General features: G+C 44.8%; 15 protein-coding genes and 2 pseudogenes. 4 read left to right on the top strand and 13 right to left on the bottom strand.

Annotation, left to right across the window (positions count from 1 at the left end):
- Positions 1-134: 134 nt before the first annotated feature.
- The 6 genes and pseudogenes from L696_RS0112055 to L696_RS0112030 all read right to left on the bottom strand — a co-directional run bounded on the left by L696_RS0112055 (position 135) and on the right by L696_RS0112030 (position 6,079).
- Positions 135-869 (bottom strand): ABC transporter permease, encoded by a 735-nt coding sequence (locus L696_RS0112055; RefSeq protein ID WP_025683855.1) that lies wholly within the window; start codon positions 867-869, stop codon positions 135-137.
- Between the two features lie 29 nt (positions 870-898).
- Positions 899-1,444 (bottom strand): ABC transporter permease, encoded by a 546-nt coding sequence (locus L696_RS0112050; protein WP_245233351.1) that lies wholly within the window; start codon positions 1,442-1,444, stop codon positions 899-901.
- A gap of 156 nt (positions 1,445-1,600) precedes the next feature.
- Complete coding sequence (locus L696_RS0112045; RefSeq protein ID WP_025683854.1) at positions 1,601-2,527, bottom strand: ABC transporter ATP-binding protein; 927 nt, start codon at positions 2,525-2,527, stop codon at positions 1,601-1,603.
- 184 nt (positions 2,528-2,711) lie between these two features.
- A complete protein-coding gene (locus tag L696_RS0112040; protein ID WP_025683853.1) occupies positions 2,712-3,740 on the bottom strand; it encodes an NADH:flavin oxidoreductase/NADH oxidase in 1,029 nt (342 codons plus the stop codon).
- A gap of 325 nt (positions 3,741-4,065) precedes the next feature.
- A pseudogene (locus L696_RS29505) lies at positions 4,066-4,272 on the bottom strand (sugar ABC transporter substrate-binding protein); the annotation flags it as partial.
- On the bottom strand, positions 4,262-6,079 hold the full coding sequence (locus L696_RS0112030) for a methyl-accepting chemotaxis protein (RefSeq protein ID WP_025683852.1): 1,818 nt from the start codon (positions 6,077-6,079) through the stop codon (positions 4,262-4,264). The gene L696_RS0112030 and the pseudogene L696_RS29505, both read right to left, overlap by 11 nt.
- 269 nt (positions 6,080-6,348) lie before the next feature.
- Here L696_RS0112030 and L696_RS28590 point away from each other — a divergent pair.
- Positions 6,349-7,047: pseudogene (locus L696_RS28590) on the top strand (CobW family GTP-binding protein); the annotation flags it as partial.
- Positions 7,048-7,111: 64 nt separating this feature from the next.
- On the opposite strand, the gene lepB reads toward L696_RS28590, so the two are convergent.
- Entirely contained in the window at positions 7,112-7,735 is a 624-nt protein-coding gene (lepB, locus tag L696_RS0112015; RefSeq protein ID WP_025683849.1) for a signal peptidase I, read from the bottom strand.
- A gap of 331 nt (positions 7,736-8,066) precedes the next feature.
- On the opposite strand from lepB, the gene L696_RS0112010 reads away from it, so the two are divergent.
- The 3 genes from L696_RS0112010 (at position 8,067) to L696_RS0112000 (ending at position 12,238) form a co-directional block, all read left to right on the top strand.
- Positions 8,067-9,416, top strand: coding sequence for a right-handed parallel beta-helix repeat-containing protein (locus tag L696_RS0112010; RefSeq protein WP_025683848.1), 1,350 nt, complete (start codon positions 8,067-8,069; stop codon positions 9,414-9,416).
- A 111-nt stretch (positions 9,417-9,527) separates the two neighbouring features.
- A complete protein-coding gene (locus L696_RS0112005) occupies positions 9,528-11,060 on the top strand; it encodes an MFS transporter (protein ID WP_025683847.1) in 1,533 nt (510 codons plus the stop codon).
- A gap of 50 nt (positions 11,061-11,110) precedes the next feature.
- Complete coding sequence (locus L696_RS0112000; RefSeq protein ID WP_025683846.1) at positions 11,111-12,238, top strand: glycoside hydrolase family 88/105 protein; 1,128 nt, start codon at positions 11,111-11,113, stop codon at positions 12,236-12,238.
- A gap of 127 nt (positions 12,239-12,365) precedes the next feature.
- Here L696_RS0112000 and L696_RS0111995 read toward each other — a convergent pair whose 3' ends face one another.
- From L696_RS0111995 to L696_RS0111970, 6 genes are all read right to left on the bottom strand, one after another.
- Complete coding sequence (locus tag L696_RS0111995) at positions 12,366-13,178, bottom strand: PD-(D/E)XK nuclease domain-containing protein (RefSeq protein WP_025683845.1); 813 nt, start codon at positions 13,176-13,178, stop codon at positions 12,366-12,368.
- Positions 13,178-14,386, bottom strand: coding sequence for an ATP-binding protein (locus L696_RS0111990; protein ID WP_025683844.1), 1,209 nt, complete (start codon positions 14,384-14,386; stop codon positions 13,178-13,180). The genes L696_RS0111995 and L696_RS0111990 overlap by 1 nt, the downstream gene beginning before the upstream one ends.
- A 133-nt stretch (positions 14,387-14,519) precedes the next feature.
- Positions 14,520-15,476 (bottom strand): polysaccharide deacetylase family protein, encoded by a 957-nt coding sequence (locus L696_RS0111985; protein WP_025683843.1) that lies wholly within the window; start codon positions 15,474-15,476, stop codon positions 14,520-14,522.
- A gap of 195 nt (positions 15,477-15,671) precedes the next feature.
- Entirely contained in the window at positions 15,672-17,618 is a 1,947-nt protein-coding gene (locus L696_RS0111980) for an acyltransferase family protein (protein WP_025683842.1), read from the bottom strand.
- A 270-nt stretch (positions 17,619-17,888) separates the two neighbouring features.
- Positions 17,889-19,238 carry a sodium-dependent transporter gene (locus L696_RS0111975; RefSeq protein WP_025683841.1) on the bottom strand — a complete coding sequence of 450 codons (1,350 nt, stop codon included), beginning with the start codon at positions 19,236-19,238 and terminating at the stop codon, positions 17,889-17,891.
- Positions 19,239-19,399: 161 nt separating this feature from the next.
- On the bottom strand, positions 19,400-21,952 hold the full coding sequence (locus tag L696_RS0111970; RefSeq protein WP_025683840.1) for a DUF2339 domain-containing protein: 2,553 nt from the start codon (positions 21,950-21,952) through the stop codon (positions 19,400-19,402).
- Between the last annotated feature and the right edge of the window lie 870 nt (positions 21,953-22,822).

Genomic DNA, 22,822 nt, shown 5'->3' with positions numbered 1-22,822 from the left:
GACCGGCCACCTAAGCCATTCTGTTGTTACTGGAATTATATCACGTAAATCCGTCCTTTAGCGACAACATTTTACAGCTTCATTCAACCAACTCCATGCGGGCACTCATCGTCATTTACTGCTTACACATTCTACTATTTTTCTATACGAACATAACTTCTCAACGCCAAAAAAAGCCCAAGCGCAAAAATGAAACATATACTGATGATCCCTCCAGGAACATACGTAAATGTTCTGCCCATGTCACCATGGGGAGAAAACAATAACGGCACTGTCCATGGATAAAAGGTATTCCCCGGTGTATTAACTAAAACAAAGTTTAAACACATAACCGTACACATCCCAATAATGGCGGGCACAAATTTTTTCCAACGAATGGCGAAGAACGTGATGATCGGGATGAGCATAGCGTGCATAAGAATCATTTTAGCGAAGATCCCAAGCTGATACATAACGATATCAAAAGTTAGCGGTCTGGTCGTAATAAACGTACCTAATACTGTAGATAGCACAAATGCCAACAGCAGGCTAACAGCGATGTACATATAGATAACGAGCAGCTTGCTGAAGTAAATCCGAGTTCGTCGAACCGGGTTTGTAAACAGGGCAATATGGGTATTCTCTTGATACTCTCTCGCATAGATATAGCAGGTCAAAATGTAATAGCTCATATACCCAGTTATTAAATTAATGGAGGATACCAAATCCATAAAGTATTCATTCCACCCATCACGATCCAAGGAAAGTTTAGGATTTATGGCGTAAGTACTAAAAGTCAAAAATACGGTTGCTATTAAAATAAACACACTTAGAAAAAGAATTTTAGTTCCTTTCAGCTTTAAGCACTCTGCTTTAAACAGGTCAAGCATAATAACCCTTCTTTCAAAAAACTCCCCATTTAGTCTTTTCTTTGATATGTCCATATGGATAAAAACAATCCAAGAAGAAAGGTCACGGATAAGCTGAACCATGCTATTGAAACATTGGTAGGTATAGTCGCATTTCTTTCATTAGGAGATAAGAGATAGGGCACAATCCAAGGGTACCATTCACTTTTGTATATAAAATTCAAAAATATTGCAGTACAAACTACGAGCACAACCACCATGATGCTCTTCCAGCGTATAGCAAAAAAAGAGGCGATCGGGATTAACATCGCATGCATCACACACATTTTAGCAAACACTTGGATTTGGTATACCCATATAGCCATCGTTAAGGGACGATCTGTAATGAACATGCCTAATAATGCAGACAAAAACAAAACGAAAAATAAGGACCCAATAATAAATCCATAAATAAGGATCAATTTACTAAAATAAAATTTAACTCTAGTGACGGGCGTGGTAAACATAAACAGATGAGTGTTTTCCTGGTACTCTCTTGCAAAAATATGACCAGTTAAAATGTAGTAGCTGATAAATCCGGCCGCGATATTTACCAAGGAAACAATATTTGTTAAATAGTAGCCCAGCCCATATTATCAATTGAATATCTGTAAAAAATAGCGCTCAATCCAAACCTCAACAGAACAACAGCCAGCAATATAATATAGCTCAACAAGAAGGTTTTAGAGCCTTTAAGCTTAATGAGTTCTGCTCTAATCACGTCGTCCACCCTCTCTTGAAATGAGAGTCAAAAAGTACTCCTCTAGCGTCTGCTTTGTGGTGTGTATCTCATAGACTGAAAACTGATGATCTATTAACTTTTTATTTAACGCAGCTGTATTTTCAATCGGGCTATGAATTCTTAGTTGTTGTGGGGATAGCACCTGAGATTGTAGCTGCTTCATGTGCTCTTGTAGAAATGCTTGTACTGCTTCTGCATCGTCTACCTTTACATCTGTGTATTGCTCAAAACCGTCCTCCAACCGACTCAAACGATTTTCCGCCAATAACTTTCCATTATGTATAATCCCGATGTGTGTGGCTAACTGCTGAATTTCGCTTAAAATATGACTGGAAATAAGAATCGTTTTCCCGTCTTCCTCGCACAACCGCTTCAATAGCTGACGGACTTCCTTAATCCCAGATGGGTCCAGTCCATTCGTCGGCTCATCCAATATGAGCAACTCAGGATCATGAACAAGCGCTCTCGCAATCCCTAATCTTTGCTTCATCCCTAGGGAAAAATCTTTGAACTTCTTTTTACCGGTATGTTCTAATCCTACCGTAGTTAGGGTTCGTTCAATTCTCCCATCATCCTGTACCCCCATGTACGTACAGCAGATTCTCAGATTATCACGTGCACTCAGGTTTTCATATAAACCCGGTGTTTCTATGATCGTGCCTATTTTCGAGAAGATAGACGGATAGTTTTTCTCCAATCGCTCGCCAAATAAAAAAACCTCCCCACTTGTAGGCTCAATCAGCCTCATCAGCATGCGGATGGTAGTCGTCTTGCCAGCTCCATTCTCACCGAGAAAGCCATAAATGCTGCCCCGCTCCACATGTAAGGATATGTCGTCTACGGCCACTGACATCCCAAACTGTTTGCGGAGCTTTTTCGTTTCAATAACAAAGTTCATTTTTCCTGCCTCCTAAACACCAAATATGATTATTATACAGAATGGATCATCCACAAAATGTAAAAACCATCACATTTATTCATTCTTAATCAGTATCCCTCTAAAACAAAACAGGCACCTGACGAAGCGTACACTTCGTTGCAGGTGCCTGTTTATATATAAACAACGTGGGATTACTTAGGCCTCAGTAGCCACGTTGATATTGTTCAGGAATGGAAGGCTTCTCGCCGCGCAGCGTCACCGCTGCATGAGTCGCCCAATAGGGATCGCGCAGCAATCCGCGTCCTATAGCGACCAGATCGGCATCCTCGTTGCCAATAACGGACTGCGCTAAGGCGGGGTCATCCAACGAGCCGACAGCGATCACCGGGATGTTCAGTGCCTCGCGGATTTGGCGTGCGAACGGCACTTGATAGCCCGGATAGTTGCCCGGCTTTCTGGCTCCGGCCGGACCTTCTCCGCCCGAGCTGACATGGATCACGTCTACGCCCGCAGCCTGATATGCCCGGCTCAATTCAATCGTATGATCCACATCGTATCCGCCATCTACGTATTCCACTGCGCTGATGCGGAAGATCAACGGCATGCCCGCAGGCATTTCTTTACGTACAGCCTGAATGACTTCAACACCGAAGCGGGATAAATCCTGACCATATACGTCGTCCCGTTTGTTTGTGAGCGGCGAATGGAATTGGTGAATCAAATAACCATGTGCACCGTGAAGCTCAATCGTATCCACGCCCGCTTGAACCGCACGCCGAGCGGCGTCTGCGAATTTTTGCACCATGCCACGTACTTCCTCCGTGGTAAGTGCCCGCGGCTGTTTATAATTCGCATCCGGGTATGCAATCGCCGAAGGAGCCACTGGCACTGCTGCATCCTCAGCTTTACGGCCCGCATGAGCAATCTGGATACCTACCTTGGACCCGTGCGCATGAATGCCGTCAACCAGCTTCTTATAAGCCGGGATATGCTCATCTGACCAAAGGCCCAGATCATAATCTGTAATCCGTCCATCCGGCTCCACGTCTGTCATTTCTATAATAATTAGACCTGTGCCTCCAATAGCCCGGCTCAAGTAGTGAACATGATGCCAATCATTCGGAATCCCGTCCTTGGCTGTCACCGAGTATTGGCACATCGGGGCCATGACTACCCGGTTTTTTAATTCCAAATCCTTCAGTGTATACGGTGTAAATAACGAATTCGCCAAAACGTTCACCCTCTCTTCTCTAATCTTTACCACCAAAATCAGGATACCCTTCCAAACCACACAGTCTATCCAGACTCAATCGGCAAAGTCCAAACGGAATAAAGAGATTCCCCAAACGGGGTATCTCTCACATTTGCAACTTGCAGTCATTATGTATGTCGTATGTCGTATGTCGTAGATATATTGCACACAATCTATTATCCACAACTCAATAACTTTTTGCAAGTAAATATTTAAATATTATTAAATATTTTTTTGTCTACCCCTCACAGACTTCCAGCTATAGCAAAAAGACGCCCTTACGGGCGCCCTCTACAAATGAGTCTTATTGTGCCGAGCCTAATTGCACCCACGCTTTCTCGATCTCTGCAACCGCCTGACCCTTGTTCATGTTGCCGCTGATATAAGCCTGCATCAGCTCGCCAAATTTTTGGTGGAACGTATCCAGCGAGTAGTTAACAGACAGATCACCGGACTTGGACGTTTTCAAAATGCTTTCCATTTCCTTAGGCATTTCCAGATCAGGAAGCGGGATGAATCGGTGTATCCGAAATTGAAATTCTATCCATAGATGTACGTCTGGTGAATGTCCCGCGTCCACCATTCGTATCCCCTGATTGGCCCGAAGCCGAAGCATTCTCGTCTGCATCGTCTGTAATGCGGAAATGCTGTATTTCCGACATTAGCTCAGCAGCCATATGACGCAGCGAATCGGCAGAATCCGCGATGACCTCCATAGAAGCGAGCTGCTCCTCGCACACAGCCGCAGCCGACTCCGATTCCTCTGCAATCTCACGGGACAAGCCTACCAGCTTTTGCTCCGAGTTCAGCAGTTGCCCGGTAATGGCAGACAATTCTTCGGTCGCAGCCGACACCTCCTGCGTATGCTCAGCGACCGTTTGTACTGCTTCAAGTACTTTGCTAAACGTCTGCCCGGTGCGATGAATCAGATCTGTTCCAGCCTCAACCTCGCTGGAGCCTTTCTGGATCGAGTCCACGGCCTGGTTCACTGTATCCGCCATGGCATCCATAAAGACAGCAATCTGCTGGGAAGCTTGACCCGTCTGTTCCGCAAGCTTCTTCACTTCACCCGCCACGACAGCAAAGCCCATACCCGATTCCCCGGCTCTAGCCGCTTCAATGGAGGCGTTCAACGACAGTAAATTGGTTTGCTTGGCGATATCCCGAATAAATTGCGTTACGCTTTGGATTCTCTTCGATTGCTCGCCCAGGTCCTGAATAACCTTGACCGAATCCTTCATCGTATCCTGAATATGGCGCATCTGTATAACCGTTTCCTCCAGGTCTGCATTGCCGCGCTCTGTCTCGTGAATCGCTCGCTCGGACAACTCTGCGGTAATGGACGCGGATTGGGCAATCTTTTGAACGCCTTCTGCACTTTCCTTGACCGCCTGCTGGTTTTCACGGTTTCGCTCAACCTGATTGCCCGCCGAATCATGGATTCCCTGTACCGTCTCCGCCATCTGCCGTGTACCTTCCGCCACCTGTCCGGAGCCATTGGACAGCTCACCCGAAGCCAGCGTAACTCCCTGTGCGTTTTGATAGATTACTTGCAGCAGCGAACGAAGCTGGCGTTTCATATCGTTAAAGCTCTGCGCCATTTCACCAATCTCATCCTTCTGCCGAATTTGAATATCCTCCTGTGTCAGGTCTCCTTCTGCAATACGCCGCGCGGCTTGAGCCACCTGAACCACCGGACGGGCAATCATGCGGGTAATTACATACGCCAATGCGATCCCGATCACCAGTGCGAGCGCCATCGCAATGATAATCATCGTCTGTACATATTGGAGCTTTTCACCCTGCTCGACTTGAGATTGATTCAGAAGATTCATCTGGTATTGCTCCATCACCTGTGACTGTTGTTCCAGCGCAAGCGCCATCGGCTTACATTTTTCCTCCACTAATCTCGTGTAGGTCACCACATCCCCCTGCTGCTTATATGAGGTAATTTCCTTCACGATATCTGCATATTCAGCCTCCATCTGCTGGAGTTGTTCTGCCATTTGTTTGGGCTTGTCCAGTGCTGGCGTTGATTGCAGCTTCTTCATGGTCGTTGCAAAGGTTTCGCGTTCTTTCAGATAACTGTTCATTTCGTCCTGATCGCCAGTCACCAGATACCCGCGAAAATACTTGGTTTGACTCGCAGCATCGTACTCCAATTCTTTAATCATTAAAATTTTAGCGACGCTATCATCAATCATGCTTTGATATGATTTATGTAAAGACGAAGTAGCATACTCACCAATAATACCCACAACCAATGTAAGCAATAATACGGCTGCAAAACTAATGGATAGTTTTTTACCAATTTTCATTCTGAAATATCTCCTTTGTATGGGATAATTTTCTTAGGTCTTTGGGTTATTATACGCTTGTTTATCATTTAAAACAGTTAAATTTGATGCATAAGTTTCAATTATTAAATATACAACATTCCAGGTATGATACGGCACCGAATAATATATAGATCACTTCTTTTGTTGATTTCTTTCTCCCCTTTTCATGTAGCTTCCTTATCTGACATTGTGGCCACTACAACACATTCAGCATTTCATGAACACTTTCGAAGGGATGAGTGATTACGTTGGCAAACACTATGGAATTGGAGAAGAAAATACCGGTTACGGTACTTAGCGGGTATCTCGGTTCAGGCAAAACCACGTTGCTCAATCATGTGCTGAATAACCGGGAGGGCTTGCGGGTAGCCGTCTTTGTCAATGACATGAGCGAGGTAAACATTGATGCGGATCTCGTTCGGGATGGTGGAGGATTATCCCGCGTGGATGAGAAGCTGGTGGAATTTTGTGATGAGCTGATTATTAACAAATGTGAAAGGAGATGTTGAACAGTACCGGAGACAGAGGAATACGGTATTGCTTCGTTTGTGTACAAGCGCAAAATCCCGTTTCACCCGGAACGCTTGTTAAGATGGCTGGCCAAATGGCCTGCCGAGGTTGTCCGTTTCAAGGGATTGGTGTGGTTCGCCACGCAGAACCGCACCGCCTTTACATTCAGTCAGGCGGGCAGCTCCAAGCAATTTGCATGCGCAGGACTGTGGGTATCTGCTTTGACCGAGAAAGAACGCCAATACTATCTCGGAGAAGCTTTTGAAAAAACACCGGATTGGGACAAAAAATACGGCGACCGGGTGACCAAGCTCGTATTTATCGGCATAGATATGAATCAGGAAGAAATTGAGCGTACGCTGGATGAGACGCTGCTGACTCCTGAAGAGATGAAGCAGGACTGGCGCAAGCTGCCTGACCCTTTTACCCCAAAAAATATAACAGCTTCAGAGACACGCAGAGCGCCTAAAACGGAAACAGCATTCCGTCTTAGGCGCTCTTCTATTCATCATGCTTTACCCACTGCGCGCTGCCCAGCGGCCAGAAAACCACATCCGCACGTCCAACAATATCTTTAATCGAAACAAAGCCAATCGCACGACTGTCCCTACTATTATTACGATGATCGCCCATGACAAAAATAGTACCTTCGGGAACCTTGGACTCGGTTATTGTTGCATTCGGGAAGTCCACATTGTTGTACAGCTCGCCCTTGGCATGTGCTTCTTGGACAGCTCCCTGAATGTATGGCTCCTCTACTTTCTTACCATTCACGTAAAGATTATCGCCTTGATATTTGATCGTGTCTCCCGCAACACCAATGACACGCTTGATAAAATCCTTCCCTTCTTTTCTCACGTGGAACACAACCACCTCACTCGGTTTGGGATCATGAAAATCATAAATCAGTTTGTTCACGACAACTCGCTCATCTGTCTTAAAGTTCGGCTCCATAGATGCTCCCTCAACGATAGATGGTACAAATAGCAGCCAACGTATAATGAACACGAGAACAACACCTACCATAATCGCTTTAAGCCAATCCACGATCTCATTTTTAACTTGCGGCTGCTTTTCCAAAACTTTCTGCGTAGCTGGACTCGTCGAATGATTCCCATGATCCATGCGTCAGAACCGCCTTTTCTCATAGATTCTATTCCTAATATGTGTATATTGTATAAGTATAATCAACTTTTCCCAGTTTGGCAAAACCGTGCTTTTAGTTGAAACAAAAGTGTGAACTTTTTTTCACAATATCAAAATATTATCAAAAAACAGTTGATGCAAACGTTAACATATATTAAACTGAGCTTATACTTCTTAGAGCGTTTTAGACATATGCCAGTTAATCCATCACCCAGGGGGGGTGTCCTCGTTTCGCATGAAAGACAGCATAAGTCACTTTTATAGTGCTATTTTTTTAAAAAATAAAAGATGAAATCAAGGAGGAATTTACATGTTTAAACGAAATGAACGTCCAAAAAACGGGTTTAACGCTCTAAGACTCGGTGTTTCTTTTGTATTCGCTTCTTCTTTTCTTATTGGAACCGCTTACGCAGATACGTCATCCAATGCCCCTTCTTCTTCCCTTTCAGAAGAGGCTGCCAGTGCAACGGATTCATCTACTATCTCCACCACACTGGCAGCAGGTGACTTGTATGTAGCACCGAATGGTAACGTGTCCAATCCAGGCACCATATCCAGTCCTACTACTCTTGAAGCCGCACTTACACAAATAGCTCCTGGTAAAACCATTTACCTGCGCGGAGGCAACTACGTCTATTCATCAACGATTACGGTTCAGCATGGAAATAATGGAAGCAATGGCTCCCTCAAAGGGTTGGTTGCTTACGACGGTGAAAAGCCTGTACTTGATTTTTCAGGTCAAGCCTTGGGCTCCGCTAACCGTGGACTCCAGCTTTTCGGAGACTATTGGCTGGTAAAAGGCCTTGAAGTAAAGGGTGCCGGGGATAACGGTATCTATATCGGCGGCAGCAACAACCGGATTGAAAACGTGGAAACTCACCATAACCGGGATACCGGTCTTCAGCTCGGACGCTCCTCCACTACAGCCGCTAACAGTGAATGGCCTTCGAACAACCTAATCTTGAACTCCTACTCTCATGATAATGCTGATCCTGATAACGGTGAGGATGCCGACGGATTTGCCGCCAAGCTGACCGTAGGACCGGGCAATGTGTTCGATAACTGCCTGGCTGCGTACAACGTTGACGACGGTTGGGATCTGTTTACCAAAGCAGCAACCGGACCTATCGGAGCGGTAACAATCTTGAACAGTGTCGCCCACCACAACGGACAGACTTCTGACGGAACGTCCACCGCTAGCAGTGACGGCAATGGTTTTAAGCTGGGCGGGGACAAAATCAAGGTCGACCATATCGTCAAAAACAGCATTGCCTTTCAGAATAAAAAGCACGGCTTTACCTACAATAGCAATCCTGGCTCCATTACCCTGACTAATAATACCTCATGGGGCAATGGCGAAAGCAATTTTGCTTTTGACAAGGGTGAACACGTATTTATTAACAATCTTTCCTTTGAAGGAACAGCCAGTGACAAGACCAGCGGAACCGATCAAGACAATTCTAACGTCTGGTGGAAAAGCAAAAAAAGCACCAATGCCAAAGGTCTTCTCGCCAGCGCTGATGACTTTGTCAGTCTCGTTCCTTCCATTACTAGAAACGCAGACGGTTCCATCCAGCTAGGTAACTTCCTCAAGCTGGCTTCAGGAAGCGATCTGATCGGCTCGGGCACTCCGAGCGGCAACAATATAGGGGCACGCTAAAAGCCCAACCCAATCAGGACGCCCTGGCCCATCTACCAACATAGACATTCAGCATAATATAGCGACCGGTGATAGTCCTCATAACCAGACAAAATATGAGGTGAACAGATCATGGAACGAAAAATCACAATGAAACATACACTCGCCTATGGAAGCGGCAACATGCTGGGAAGCGGTGCACTTGCTATTAGTGGCGCATGGTTAATGTATTTTTATACAACCTTTTGCGGACTGTCTCCCGTTCAGGCCGCAGCCATTTTCTCCGTTGCCAGCATCATCGATGCAGTCAGCAATCCGATCATGGGCTTTATTAGCGACAACTTTCATCGAACCCGCCTAGGCCGTAAATTCGGCAGACGCCGTTTTTTCATTATGATGGGTATTCCACTGATGCTCGTGTATCCGTTGCTTTGGGTAGATGGGTTGGGTTTCTGGTATTACCTAAGTACGTACGTGCTGTTTGAACTGGTGTATACCTCTGTCATGGTGCCCTATGAAGCACTCGCCTCAGAGATGACCCGGGACTTCGGCGCGCGCTCCAGATTGACCGGATGGAAGGCCATGTTCGGTAAAATTGCCAATTTTGCCGCCGCTTTTATCCCTGGTCGCTTTATCGCGGAGTATGGCAAAGACTCTCCATTGCCCTTCTTATATACCGGTCTCGTGTTTGCAGGTATCTTGCTCATTGCGATGGCATTTTTGTACAAAAACTCCTGGGAACGCCCTACGGAGGAACTGCAAAAGGAACTGGAAGGTGAAGCTCCGCTTTCCTTTATAGATTCCATGAAAAAGCTGTTTATTGACATTTCCTCAACCTTCCGGGTGAAGACGTTCCGTCATCATCTGGGCATGTATCTGGGCGGCTTTTCAGCCGAGTGGCTGTTCACTTCTGCCTTTACGTACTTTATTGTGTTTTCCCTGTTCCAAAGCTCGGAGATGGTATCTAATCTGAACAGCTTTAACTCTGTCATTCAATTAATTTCCACCTATTTCTTCATCCAGTTCTGTGTGCGCAAAGGGTTCCGTATGCCTTTTATCGCCGCACTCGTCGTCGTTTGCTTTAGCGTAGCGGGTTACGGCCTGCTCTATATAACGGGAGCCTCCAATACGATGGTATGGCTATATGTCATCACACTGTTTATGGGTCTTGGTACAGGCGGGGTCTACTATATTCCTTGGAATCAATATACGTTCCTTGCTGATGTAGATGAGGCACTGACTGGCCGTCGTCGGGAAGGAATTTATGCAGGTATGATGACTTTCGCAGGTAAAATGGTGCGAGCAGTCGTCGTCTTCATACTTGGCTGGGTGTTACAGCATTTCGGATTCGTATCCGGGGCTGATAGTCAGCCGATCGCAGCTCAGCATGCTATATTTTACGTGCTCGTCGTTGGAACCATCGTTTTGGCGATCATCGGTATGATTGCGTCTGTCGTGATGAAGCTGGATATCGACAGCCACAAGAAGCTGATTACCGAAATTGATCGTCTCAAAAACGGCGGCTCCATGAAGTCAGCCAAACCGGAAGCTCGAAAGGTATTCGAGGATCTGACAGGTTTTAATTACGATCGGTGCTGGGGCAACAATAATGTAGGTTTCAAGAACAAACCTGCTGACCCTAAATCACATACGCCTTCCATGTAAGCACAAACAACGATTACCAATCAAATATTTACCATAGAGGTGACTGTATCATGGCAAATCCAACATCACAACCGACAACCAACCCCACAAAAACAGATTCTTGGGCTGTACGTATGAGCGATTCCGTTCTACAGCGTAGTCCGGAGTTTTACGAAAAATGGGAATATGACCACGGCGTTATTTACAGAGGTCTGGAATGGGTTGGCGAACTGACAGGCGATCCCAAGTATATGGAATTTGTAAAAAAACATATGGATCATTTTGTTGACGAAAATGGCGTGATTCAGCGCTATAAAGTAGATGAGTACAATATTGACCACGTGAATAACGGAAAGCTGCTCTTCTCTCTGTATCGTGCCACAGGAGACGAACGATATAAAAAGGCAGCTTACCAATTACGCAGTCAGTTGGAAAAACACCCTCGCACAAGCGAGGGCGCATTCTGGCATAAGCAAATTTACCCGTATCAAATTTGGCTGGACGGCTTGTACATGGGCGCCCCGTTCTACGCTGAATTTATCCGCGAATTTGGAAATCCGTCAGAGTTTGACGATGTTACCTTACAATTCAAGCTCTGCTATGAACATACGCGTGATCCTCAAACAGGCCTGCTCTACCACGCTTGGGATGAGAAGCTTGAACAGCCATGGTGCAACCCGCAAACAGGCTGCTCCAAGAACTTTTGGGGACGCTCTATCGGCTGGTTCGTTATGGCACTCGTTGACGTGCTGGATTATATTCCAGAAGATCACGCAGATCGCCCTGCCTTGCTCGATATGCTGACGGAAACACTGGAAGCTCTGCTGAAAGTACGTGATAAAGAAAGTGGAGTCTTTTATCAGGTGCTCAACCTGGGCCATGTGAAAGGCAACTATTTGGAATCCTCCGCTTCCTGCATGATTCTCTATGCTATCGCCAAAGGCGTTCGCAAAGGTTATCTGCCAGAGCATTATCGTCAAGAGGCAGAGATCATCCGCAAAGGCATTATTGATGAATTTATCACGATTACCGAAGAAGGACTCGTGAATCTGAACAAAACGGTGCAAGTAAGCGGTTTGGGCGGTAAAGATCGTCGGGACGGTACCTTCGCTTACTATATCAGCGAGCCGATTGTGACGAACGATCCCAAAGGTATCGGAGCCTTCATTCAGGCGATGGCTGAAGCGGAACGGCTCTAAAACGGACGATTTGTATACCTTCTATAACAGAAAAGGACGGGGCCAATGGCCCTCGTCCTTTTCTTGTTTTAGCTACAGAGATGATAGGTAGCTGCCTTGTTATATCTCCCTTGCACACATTTTTTGTCTACATTACAACAGGCTGCATGATTATGGTTTCAATTTGTTTTCCGTCTATATCCAAACTCTTATGATATGTCTTACAAAAGGCATCCACATTACCTATAATTTTGTCCTTATCATAAATAAAGAAATATACATACTTCTCCCTATAATGGAAGGCGTCTGACCCTAATTGTTCAGTCAATTCACGTTCACTCATTTTGGGACGCGAACATTTGACTTCTATTACAGTTTCATACTCCCTTAAATATATATCATATCTAACAGATTTATAGCCGCCGTCATCAGATATCTCGACCCTTGCTTCTGGAAAAATCGGACGAATGAGGGAAAATAACATACGCTGTACATCGTACTCGTTTCCTAGAGATATTTTAGCAAGATCCTCTTGTCGAATCGTTCCCCTACCATGTACAGGTTTCTTATACATCTCTTCTATATGTTTATAAAAATTACGCATAATTCTTCGGATAATCACATGGAAGCTTTGAAGATCAATAAGATCTGAGCCCGAAGATAAGGGAGGAGATATTTTCTCAAATAGCCCCTTGTTTACATCAATTATCAATCCTTCTAAATAAGATACACCTGCATCTTGAAAAGTTTTTGCATCGGTCTTTAACAAAAATTCACGAGCAACTGATGCATTTGAAAAAGCTCTCTGAAGAATTCTACTTGTTGAAATTCTCCACTCTTCGAGCTTCACCTCGTTATTATTCTCGGACTGAGTCAGTAGCCGAACCTCATCAATCTGTTCTTGAATAGCTTGGATTGTTTCACTTTTTGTTCTATTTGATGTGGTCATGCTCTCTCCCATTAATGAATCCCCCATCGTAAATAAAATAAAAAGTGTGGCTCCAAAATATAAATTTCCTCGTCCTTATATTCGAAGACCTGATAAATACTCTCACTATTTTGCATAATGGATTGAACCTGCTCTATTGCAGATTTGACCTTTGGCTTATCCGGCTTGTCATCACCATCACTAATAAGTTCATCAATTCTCTTCTTCATATCTTCTATAGAGATGCTAATCTTAGGGGGATTTAGTGAAATTGCCTTTATTAATAGCTCATAGATGTCCGCATTCTCACCAGTCACAAGCTTGTAGGTTTTTCTCTGCTGCCCTCTTGGATTCGGCCCAGCCTTTAACTTCCTTACCACGTCTTTATATGAGAGATTAATTGTTGTCATCTTGTAAGCTTCTTCAAGCTGGGTCTTACTCGTAATCTGTGCATTTTCACGGTTATGATCTACATCCAGTTGAATAGCAAGGTTCAAACATATAGATTGCATGAGCTGAGGAGAAGCAAGACTTTCAAGAGCTATATCCTTAGCATAGCTTAAGTCAATATTCATACCTAATGATTGAAAACCTGTTGTTGCGATTTCACTTAGTTCATCCAGTTGCCAAGGCTCAATGTTGATAAGATTCAACCTTCCACTCAGATCAGGATTCTTACGGATGGCATCATCAGCTCTGTGAGGCAAAGAAATGACAATCGTTCGAAATTGCTTTCGAATAGCATCTTTTAATTGATAAGCCATTTCTAGCTGCATATCCTCTGGTGCATAGTGAAAATCATCCAAGACAAGAACTAAATCATTTTCATTAAAAAATTGAATAATCTTATCTTTGCCAGAACGAAATGATTCTGTGATTGCTGTTGACTTTTTTTCTATGAGACCCGTAGTTCCTTCTCCTTCAATACCTCTACGCTCTGTATGGTTGCTTTCTAGTGATAGGCCTACTTTTTTGGCTACGGTTACCCAAAAATCTTCTGAATGTTTAAAGTCATTTCCTGTCAAATCCACAATTTTATCTTGCCCTATTACTTTCTCACACAAAACGGTTTTCCCGGTTTTTGAAGGGCCAATAATTGATGTTAAATAACCAATAGTTTTAAGTGATTGCGCTAATCTGAATTCGTATGAATAGGAAGTATCGGGTGTGTTTCTTGAAACGTAGGTATATGTTGGGAAAGCCCCTGGTATAAATACCTCGTATGATTTTAATACCAGCATAATCTCCCCCTAAATACTATTTTATTATAGTATATACCTAAAAATGATATTATATAAGCTATTAAAGGGCTTTTAAGACTAATTTACTCGTTACAAAATTGAATACAAGCAAAATGGAGCAATAAACATATATTCACTTCATAATCTTAAATTCATATCCCTGCTTTTTTAAATATTCTATGATTGTCGGCAAGGCTTTTGCTGTTTCTTCCTTACCATAGGTATCGTGCATTAGTATTACGGCTTTTTCTCGACCCTTAACAGTCTTTATGAATTGGTTTATGAGTCCGTTCGCTTTCTTGGATGGTCCCTCTGCGTCTTTAGTTAACACATTCCAGTCCACTTGGTGGTAATCCTTTTTTAGTAAAGCTGCATCTAATGCGGCCATACCCTTGGGATCGTTTTTCTTCCACGTCATATGACCTCCGGGGAATCGGATCGCTCTTGTCGAGAAATCCGGACCCAGAATACTTTTTAAGGTTTGGTTGTTCTTTTCAATATCCTGCATGACGTTGTTCGTACTTACAGCCTTGTGAGGATATAAATACTTATAGTTGTGTGAATACGTATGGTTCCCTATAGCGTGACCTTCTGCAACAATTCTTTTGATGATGTTCTTCGTATGTTCATTCTCATCTGCTTCCTTTCCTACGACAAAAAAGGTTGCCTTAACCTTCTGTTTTTTAAGAATATCTAATATTTTAGGTGTCACGGTTACGGATGGCCCATCATCAAAAGATAAATAAGCTACTTTTTTACCGTCAGCTCCATCAGGCATCTGCCCCAGCATTTGTTGGTTTAAATATTTTTCAACAAAGGCCACGTCTTCCACGCCGGCATCATTTTTATGTGAAGCTGCTTTACCATTCGATTCGGCAGTCGGTTTACCTGTTGATTTGGCATTGGATACGGTATCTGTTTTTTTAACTTGTTCCATTGTTTGGGCCGGTGATTTGCTATCTGAAACCTTTAGCACAATGAGCGTAATACAACCGATCACAAATAATAAAATAGCAATGAATATTATTCTTCCTTTGTTCCTCTTCATGCGGTGCTCTCTTGTCCTGCTATGTGTGTAACTCTTTTCCATTAGCTTATGTACCCCCACCACAATTAATATTTCCCGAAATCAGGCATATTCGTATAGGTAACCTTACCATAAATAAGTAGAATGAAAATTGAAAAATTGTAGCCAAATAGCAAAGAATTGTTACCCTTTAGGCTAGTTCAATAAAATAAAAAGGAGCCGTGATATTTGCGCATCACAGCTACCTGACGATTGCTATTAAGATTGCTTCGTCAAAGCCTGAGCCAACAAAGATGCATAGGCTTTGGCGCCTTTGGGCTTCAAATGAACTCCGTCATGTTCAAAATACGAGTTTTTGCCAGAGCTGGCTCCGTACCAGTCGATCATCGTAATCCGTGCATCTTGGGCTGCCGCTTCGGCAAGATGCCTGTTTACGATACTCTCCCACGGCCGAGGCACACGGGTATTCACGAGGATAATACGCTTCGTATCCTTCAAACTGGCGAGTAAATCGGTCAATTGATCCTTGGTAAAAGCCCCGTTTGTGCCCAGCTCAATAATGACTGTCTTCCCCAGTTGTCCGTTCTGTCTCAACTGCTCCAGCACGGCAGGCGCTTCCGCCATCTGTCGTCCGATGCGCCCGTCTACAACCGCGCCTGGAAAAGCTTGCTGAATGTACGTCTGCACATCCAGCATGACAGAATCCCCAATCGCGGTCACACCTGCGCCGTCATCTGCTTTGGACGTAGCTTGTTGGGTCGAAGTATCCGACTGAACCTTAGTGCCAGCTTTAGTCTCCGTATTCTTTGGCGTTCCGGCTAGAGCCTGGACCTTAGTTTCGTCCTGCACGTTGTTGCCCCCGGATACTTGCGGCTTGGCTTTCGGCTCCTTCGAAGCCACGGATACGGTCCCATGAAGCGGCGGCATTGCCTTCGTCTTCCCGCTTGGATTCTCTTCATTCGCCGCTGCTGCCTGCGTGGTTGCGTCAGTAGACGCCACGTACAGGTGAACGGTGCCTGCAAGAACTCCTATAAAAAGCATAGATGCTGCGGTTGGAGGCATCCACCTCCACCGTGCCTGTCTGCGAACCGCTGTACGGATTCCTGCAACCCAGCGACGGAATCCTCCGTGACGGATCGGTTCCTCGATATATTTAAAGGAGAAGGAAGCCAGCAGTACCGTTGCTAATAGTTGCAAAATGGTTCGCAGCACATGCACACCCTCGGTATCCACCTGCGGTGTCGTCAGGGTGATAACTGGAACATGCCACAGGTATAGCCCGTAGGAACGGGCACCGATCCAGCGCAGCGGCTTGAGTCCAAGCAGCTTCCCCAGATGGCTCACCGGATGCGCTAACACTGCGACCACAATAGCAGTGACCAAAGCTATACCCAGTAAGCCACCCCGATACAAAGAAGGGTCATATTCATTTGAGGCCCATGCCCAGTGACACAGCAGTAGCAAGCTTACAGCCCCGATGCCATCCAACAGCAACCGTGCCTTGTCAGACGCTTGCCCTTTCAGCTTGCTACTGGGCCATACCAAGGCAAGCGCGGCACCGATCAGCAGGGCGAATCCACGCGTATCCGTGCCATAATACACCCGACTCGGATCAGTTCCCGGCACGTAAATCACTGCCATCAGCAGCGCAGAGATCAACGCCAGGCAAGTTACCCAGCCTGCGAGCACAATACGCTTGGGCATGTATTTCAGCCCAAGCGCCAGTGGTAACGGCCATAGGATATAGAATTGTTCCTCCACCGCCAGCGACCACAAATGTCCGAGCGGCGAAGGTGGGCCAAAGCTTTCAAAATACGATACCTGATGAAAAATAAACCACCAGTTGCTCATATATACCAATGCAGCAGGCACATCTCCGCGCAAGGCTACAAGCCGTGACGGATCGAAAAGCAACGAGCACAGGACAATAACAGCTACAACCATCAGCATAGCAGGCAGCAGCCTTCTGGCCCGACGCAACCAGAAATCTTTCATTTTGAAACTATGATATGTATCCCACTGACTTACCAGAATATCCGTGATTAAATACCCCGACAACGTAAAAAAAACACCTACACCCAACAAGCCTCCCGACAACCAATCCGGATTCAGATGATATACAATGACAGCGATAACCGCTAATGCTCTTAATCCGTCCAGACCCGGCATATACCGACGTTGTGATGGCAACGGATTAGACTTCATTTCAGCCGCCATCCTTCATGCAAATTCAAGCTCCCTGTCTGTTTCAATGCTCTTCTGCCCTTTCCCTCTCCTGCACATCGTTTTGTGCGATGCTTTGTACCCCTTTTGTTCATTATATAAAACTTCGTAATCGTAATGATTTCATTGAAGTTAAAATTAATGACAATGTTTTTATTATATCACTCCTTTCCACAGTTAGGTAACTACTGATACATATACAAAAAAAGGCATCTCTTCCCTTAGGAAGAAAGCCTTTTTATTGATTTGAGCTTAAAATTTAATGATGCCTGAGGTATGCAGGAATACCAACAACATCAGGATTGGTGCAATATACCGAAGGCCGAACAACCATATGCGGAACCAGAAGGGTTTGAGATTCGCATGTTCAGCCGCAGTCTTCCAGTAATAACCTGTGAATATAACAATCAACAAACCGCCTAACGGTAAGAAGATGTTGGACGCTGTGAAGTCGACGAAATCAAAGAATGATTTATCTCCCACTTTTAATTCCGGCACCAGTCCCATGGACAATGCAGAAGGGATGCCCAGCAACAGGCACAGGATCGATACGACGATAACCGAGCGAACCCGGCTCAAACGAAACCGCTCCATAACATAGGCTACGGGTACTTCCAGCAAAGATACCATAGAACCTAACGCAGCAACCGCCAGCAGTACGAAGAACAAACCGCCGAAGAAAGCGCCGAAAGGCATGGCAGAGAACGCAGCAGGTAAAGCAATGAAAACCAGAGATGGTCCTTGGGCCGGGTTAATCCCGAAAGAGAAGGTTGTAGGGAAAATAATCATACCAGCGATAAACGCATAGATTAAATCCCCGCCACCAACTGCCAGCATGGCTCCACCCAGCGATTGACGGCGATCCACGTACGCACCGTACGTGATCATAATCCCCATCCCCAGTGAGAGTGAGAAGAAGGCATGTCCCAAAGCAACCAATGCAGACTCTACACTTAGCTTAGAGAAGTCGGGATTCAGAAAGAAGGATACGCCCGCACCAGAGCCTGGCAGCATGAGAGCGTTAATCATTAACACGAGCAACAGGATGACCTTGGCAGGAATCAGAATTTTATTGAACTTTTCAATCCCGTTCGATACCCCAAGAGTAACCACGACTGCCGTAAATGCAAAAACAATTAACAGCCAAACCAACGGCGCATAGCCGGAAGAAAAAGAAGCGAACTGTCCAGCAAAATCATTATTCGAAAACAGATTTCCACTAAATGCCTCTACAGCATAATGCAGTGTCCAGCCTCCTACAATGGCGTAGAACGATAAAATAACAAACGGCACGATAACAAACACGATGCTCATCTTGCCCCAAATCGGATGACCACCTACTTTTACCATTGCAGAAGCAGCACTTCCTCGACCTGCACGACCAAGCGCAAGCTCTGCTAAAAGTACAGGTAAACCAACAAGCAACAGGCAGACAATAAACAACAAGAAAAATGCAGCTCCGCCATATTGACCAGTAATATACGGAAATTTCCAAATGTTACCCAGTCCTGCCGCACTCCCGATCGCTGCCAATATGAACCCGGCTGACGAGAAGCGTTCATTTTTATCGTTCAGGCTATTCTGCCCCTTGCTCAAATTCATTATATCCCCCTCATTCTCTCTACTTCCGCATAAACATTAGCATGCGTACATGAATAATTTTTACTCATTATAGCGTAAGTAGGATGTAAGGTCATGCAATTATTTCACTATCTTCGAAATTATTTTCAAAATGTTGTTTATCTACACAATACAACAAAAACCTACATTTTTTCTTCGACATCCTTCTTGATTATGGTCTCTCCCATGCGGTTAGATACTTTTTGGTAAATATACGAAATCGCCAACAATACCACACCAAAAGAGAAGTAAGCTACGATCGTGCTTCCTGTTGTTAACAGATGCAGGTCATACAGCAGCAGCTTACCTGTCGATAGCAAAGTTAATCCCAGACCAAATCTGCGAATATAGACAACCCGTTTGCGAAAGCCGTAGACAATATACAGAATCGCCAGCAACAGATACACCAAACTAAATACAAGCCCGGCATCCTCCAGACGGAATTGAACTCCGAGGAAAGCGGTAATCACGCCCAGCAAATATACGCCCATGATGACCGGATACAGCTCTGTGCTTCGATAATGTCGGGTCATCAGCGCGTTCAGGAAATCCCTGCTGCTGAAAAATACCAGTACATTGAAGGCAATCAGCACCACCAACGCCACATAATCGGCAGCCGTATTTTGCGCATAGTTGTCATGCAAGGTTGGAATGGCCACGGTAACTAGCAGCCCCAACGCATAGCCGATGACATACAGCGCCAAGCTGTAGTATTTAATCACTTGATCATACAGCAGCTTCACTTTAGGCAGGGAATAAGCCAAAACCAGCGATACACAGGTGTACAGCAGCGCTTTGTAAAAGGAATAGTGTGTGAAGCCTTCGGGTACGACGATGTTATACCAATGCCCGGCCTCATACAGCAAATAACCATACACGTTCACCAGTGTCACATATTTAAAACCCTGCATGATACGCATTTCGTACAAACGATTGTTTTTGAAAGCATCCAGGCGGCTAAATTGAATCGCATAAAAGACAGTAACGATCAGCATACCCAGCGTAATGAGCGTATATTTAAGCCCAAAATAGTCCGTCTTAAATCCGGACAGCAGATATATAGGAAAATCGACGAAAAAGAAAGCGCCCAGACACAGTAATAAAATGCCCCAGCCAGCCCGCTCCAATTCCTTCAATCGATAACGGTTGCCATACAACGTCAGGAGAACGGACTCGATTAGCCAGCCCATCGACAGCCATTTAACTCCAAACTGGAACGGAATCATCAGAATGGCGAAGGTCAGAGAGGTAGCATAAAATAACACCTTCGTCTGTTTCTCTTCCGGAATATATCGGCTGACCCATTGCGCCAAGCCCCCGTATACCAGGCAAAAGACGAGTGCCAGCAAGCCTTTGTAATCATCCAGGCCCGCATCATCGAACAGAGAGTACAGCACGGCACAGCTTACGACTGTATTCAGAGCCAGCAGGGAGAAGTCCAGCCAGGATAGCTTTTCTTTCAATTGGAACGGCACCCATAGCGTCACCCCGAGGTACATTGTAAATGTAATAACTGCATACAACATGCTTGCAGCCGTGCTATCCGAGAGCCACACCAGTACAAGCATCAGAGGCGTATTCAGCAGAAAACTGATATATTGCACGACGACCCAGCGTTTGCGGAAGGATACGAGCAGAATCAGCAGGTTCAGCAGGAACAGGTAGCCCATGGCGATGTAAACCGCGTTCCCTTCCAGCCCGTTGGCCGCCATATAGGAAAACAACGGGAGATATCCCCCTACCAATCCAAAAGAACAAATCGTTCGGGATTCATACCTTAACGACAACAGCACAGCGGTCACCGTCACCAGCACGGATAGGCCAATGCCTGTATACATTCCTATAATTTCAAGTAAAAAGTAGCTGTAAAAAATCGACCCGTACAGCACCGAAATACCGCCGCCCAATATCCCGAGCGCAAAGGTCTGCTTCTGTTTGCGGTACAACCACTCGCCGCCACCCAGCATCAGCGCTCCTAACAGAAAGAAGGCCACGCCCTTCATATTTCCTGTAAACCAGTTGGAGTATGAATATTTAAAGGCAGCTCCTACACCTAAAATAATGAGCAAAATCCCCAGCTTGTTGATCCAGTTCAAGCCCAGCTTCATTTCGAACTGATTCTGCTTCATGCGCTTCTGCATCGTTTCTTCGCTGATCTCTTCTTCTTGGAGCTGGTCCAGCCCGTTCGCCGTATGATGAAGCAAGTTTTGCTCAGCCTCTTGGAAGCGTCGGCGCTGCTCCATGATCCGCTCACGGATTTCCTCCGAGAACTGCCGCAATCTGGCGACGATCTCTTCCTGATCCTCTTTAAGCACATGAGTGCTTTGCTGAATAAGCTGGTCTACACGATTTTTAGCCCCGTACTCAAAGGCAGTCAATCGGTTCGTCCCTTCTGCTATTCTGGAAGCAAAATAGGTTTCCAGCTTTTCACGCGAGATACGGATCATATTGGCCTTCTCACTCAGCATTTGCTCCGTCAGCGCCGTGCGTAGCTTTCCATTTTCCTGCTCGATATGTTGTACCCGCTCTTCCAGACGGATACAGCGTGCTTGAACATCCTCGAATTTCTTCCGTAGCACTTCATTCTCCAGAATGACATCCGAGGCTTCATAGTCGGCAATTAACGTCTGATATTCCTTAAGCAGCTTGTTCTGCTCTTGGCGGATCGTATGTAAACGATCTTTCAAATCCTTCATGTTTCCCTCCATCACTGTCCATTTTGGTAATCATTACATTTTACATGAAATTAAAAAAGCATTATAGAGACTATAGCCCATTTTGGACGCTGAATTGAGGCTATTACTTAAATATTCTTCCAGTTTCATCATCGCAAATGAAGTAGAATGGATATACATAAGAAATAAAGCCTACCTCTTCTCTTCGTAAACATGAAATCGGAATTGAAAGGAGAAATATACATATATTTAATAAGTGGCACTATAGCCTTGATCGCAAGCATGTCCATGTTTTGGCTTTTATACGATTTGAGAGTCAGCCATTCTGTAGGCTATAATGATGCTTTTTACTTATTCCCACTGAAAGGAAGAACCCCGTAGGATTCTTCCTTACACAGTTGCAAGGTTCCATCTTTTTTCTTGTAGATGATCCTCTCTTGCGTTTCCTCATCTGTTGACTGACCATAAACTACTTCATTTTGACTGAAGTTTTTTTACAAACAATCCATCCTTCGTTTTGATTCTGTCAGGATGATTGAGAGGGTCAGTAGGTGTGAGGACTATTGATAATCTCCAAAAGTTGATGTGTGTAACCTTTTGGATTATAATAATCATGTTTATATTTTTTGGACAAATTTCAAAATATTATAAAGGAGGATGAACAAACAATGTATAGGGCTGTGATAGGAACAATATTTTGTTTTATATCTGCTATATTGTATTCTTCTTACTTTCTTAGTGCATCAATTATAGGAGCCGGAACGTTAAATCCTAATTATAATGTAACGTTTGATTCTTTAAAGTTTTTTGCCGTAATAGCTTTGATTATTGGAGTAGCTTACTTAGCTGTAAGTGAATATGAATATTTATCGAGTAGGAGGGGGCGGTAAA

This window comes from Paenibacillus maysiensis, assembly GCF_000520815.1.
Classification (GTDB): Bacteria; Bacillota; Bacilli; order Paenibacillales; family Paenibacillaceae; genus Paenibacillus; species Paenibacillus maysiensis.
The sequence above is the reverse complement of the archived record's forward strand: the minus strand, read 5'-3'. Positions and strand labels throughout refer to the sequence as shown.

Coding starts and splice junctions, on each gene's coding strand:
- L696_RS0111970 (WP_025683840.1), bottom strand. CDS start 21,952: ATGAAGGATTTGAAAGATCGTTTACATACGATCCGCCAAGAGCAGAAC.
- L696_RS0112000 (WP_025683846.1), top strand. CDS start 11,111: ATGGCAAATCCAACATCACAACCGACAACCAACCCCACAAAAACAGAT.
- L696_RS0112055 (WP_025683855.1), bottom strand. CDS start 869: ATGCTTGACCTGTTTAAAGCAGAGTGCTTAAAGCTGAAAGGAACTAAA.
- L696_RS0111980 (WP_025683842.1), bottom strand. CDS start 17,618: ATGAAGTCTAATCCGTTGCCATCACAACGTCGGTATATGCCGGGTCTG.
- L696_RS0112030 (WP_025683852.1), bottom strand. CDS start 6,079: ATGAAAATTGGTAAAAAACTATCCATTAGTTTTGCAGCCGTATTATTG.
- L696_RS0112010 (WP_025683848.1), top strand. CDS start 8,067: ATGTTTAAACGAAATGAACGTCCAAAAAACGGGTTTAACGCTCTAAGA.
- lepB (WP_025683849.1), bottom strand. CDS start 7,735: ATGGATCATGGGAATCATTCGACGAGTCCAGCTACGCAGAAAGTTTTG.
- L696_RS0111990 (WP_025683844.1), bottom strand. CDS start 14,386: ATGCTGGTATTAAAATCATACGAGGTATTTATACCAGGGGCTTTCCCA.
- L696_RS0112045 (WP_025683854.1), bottom strand. CDS start 2,527: ATGAACTTTGTTATTGAAACGAAAAAGCTCCGCAAACAGTTTGGGATG.
- L696_RS0111975 (WP_025683841.1), bottom strand. CDS start 19,238: ATGAATTTGAGCAAGGGGCAGAATAGCCTGAACGATAAAAATGAACGC.
- L696_RS0112005 (WP_025683847.1), top strand. CDS start 9,528: ATGGAACGAAAAATCACAATGAAACATACACTCGCCTATGGAAGCGGC.
- L696_RS0111985 (WP_025683843.1), bottom strand. CDS start 15,476: ATGGAAAAGAGTTACACACATAGCAGGACAAGAGAGCACCGCATGAAG.
- L696_RS0111995 (WP_025683845.1), bottom strand. CDS start 13,178: ATGGGAGAGAGCATGACCACATCAAATAGAACAAAAAGTGAAACAATC.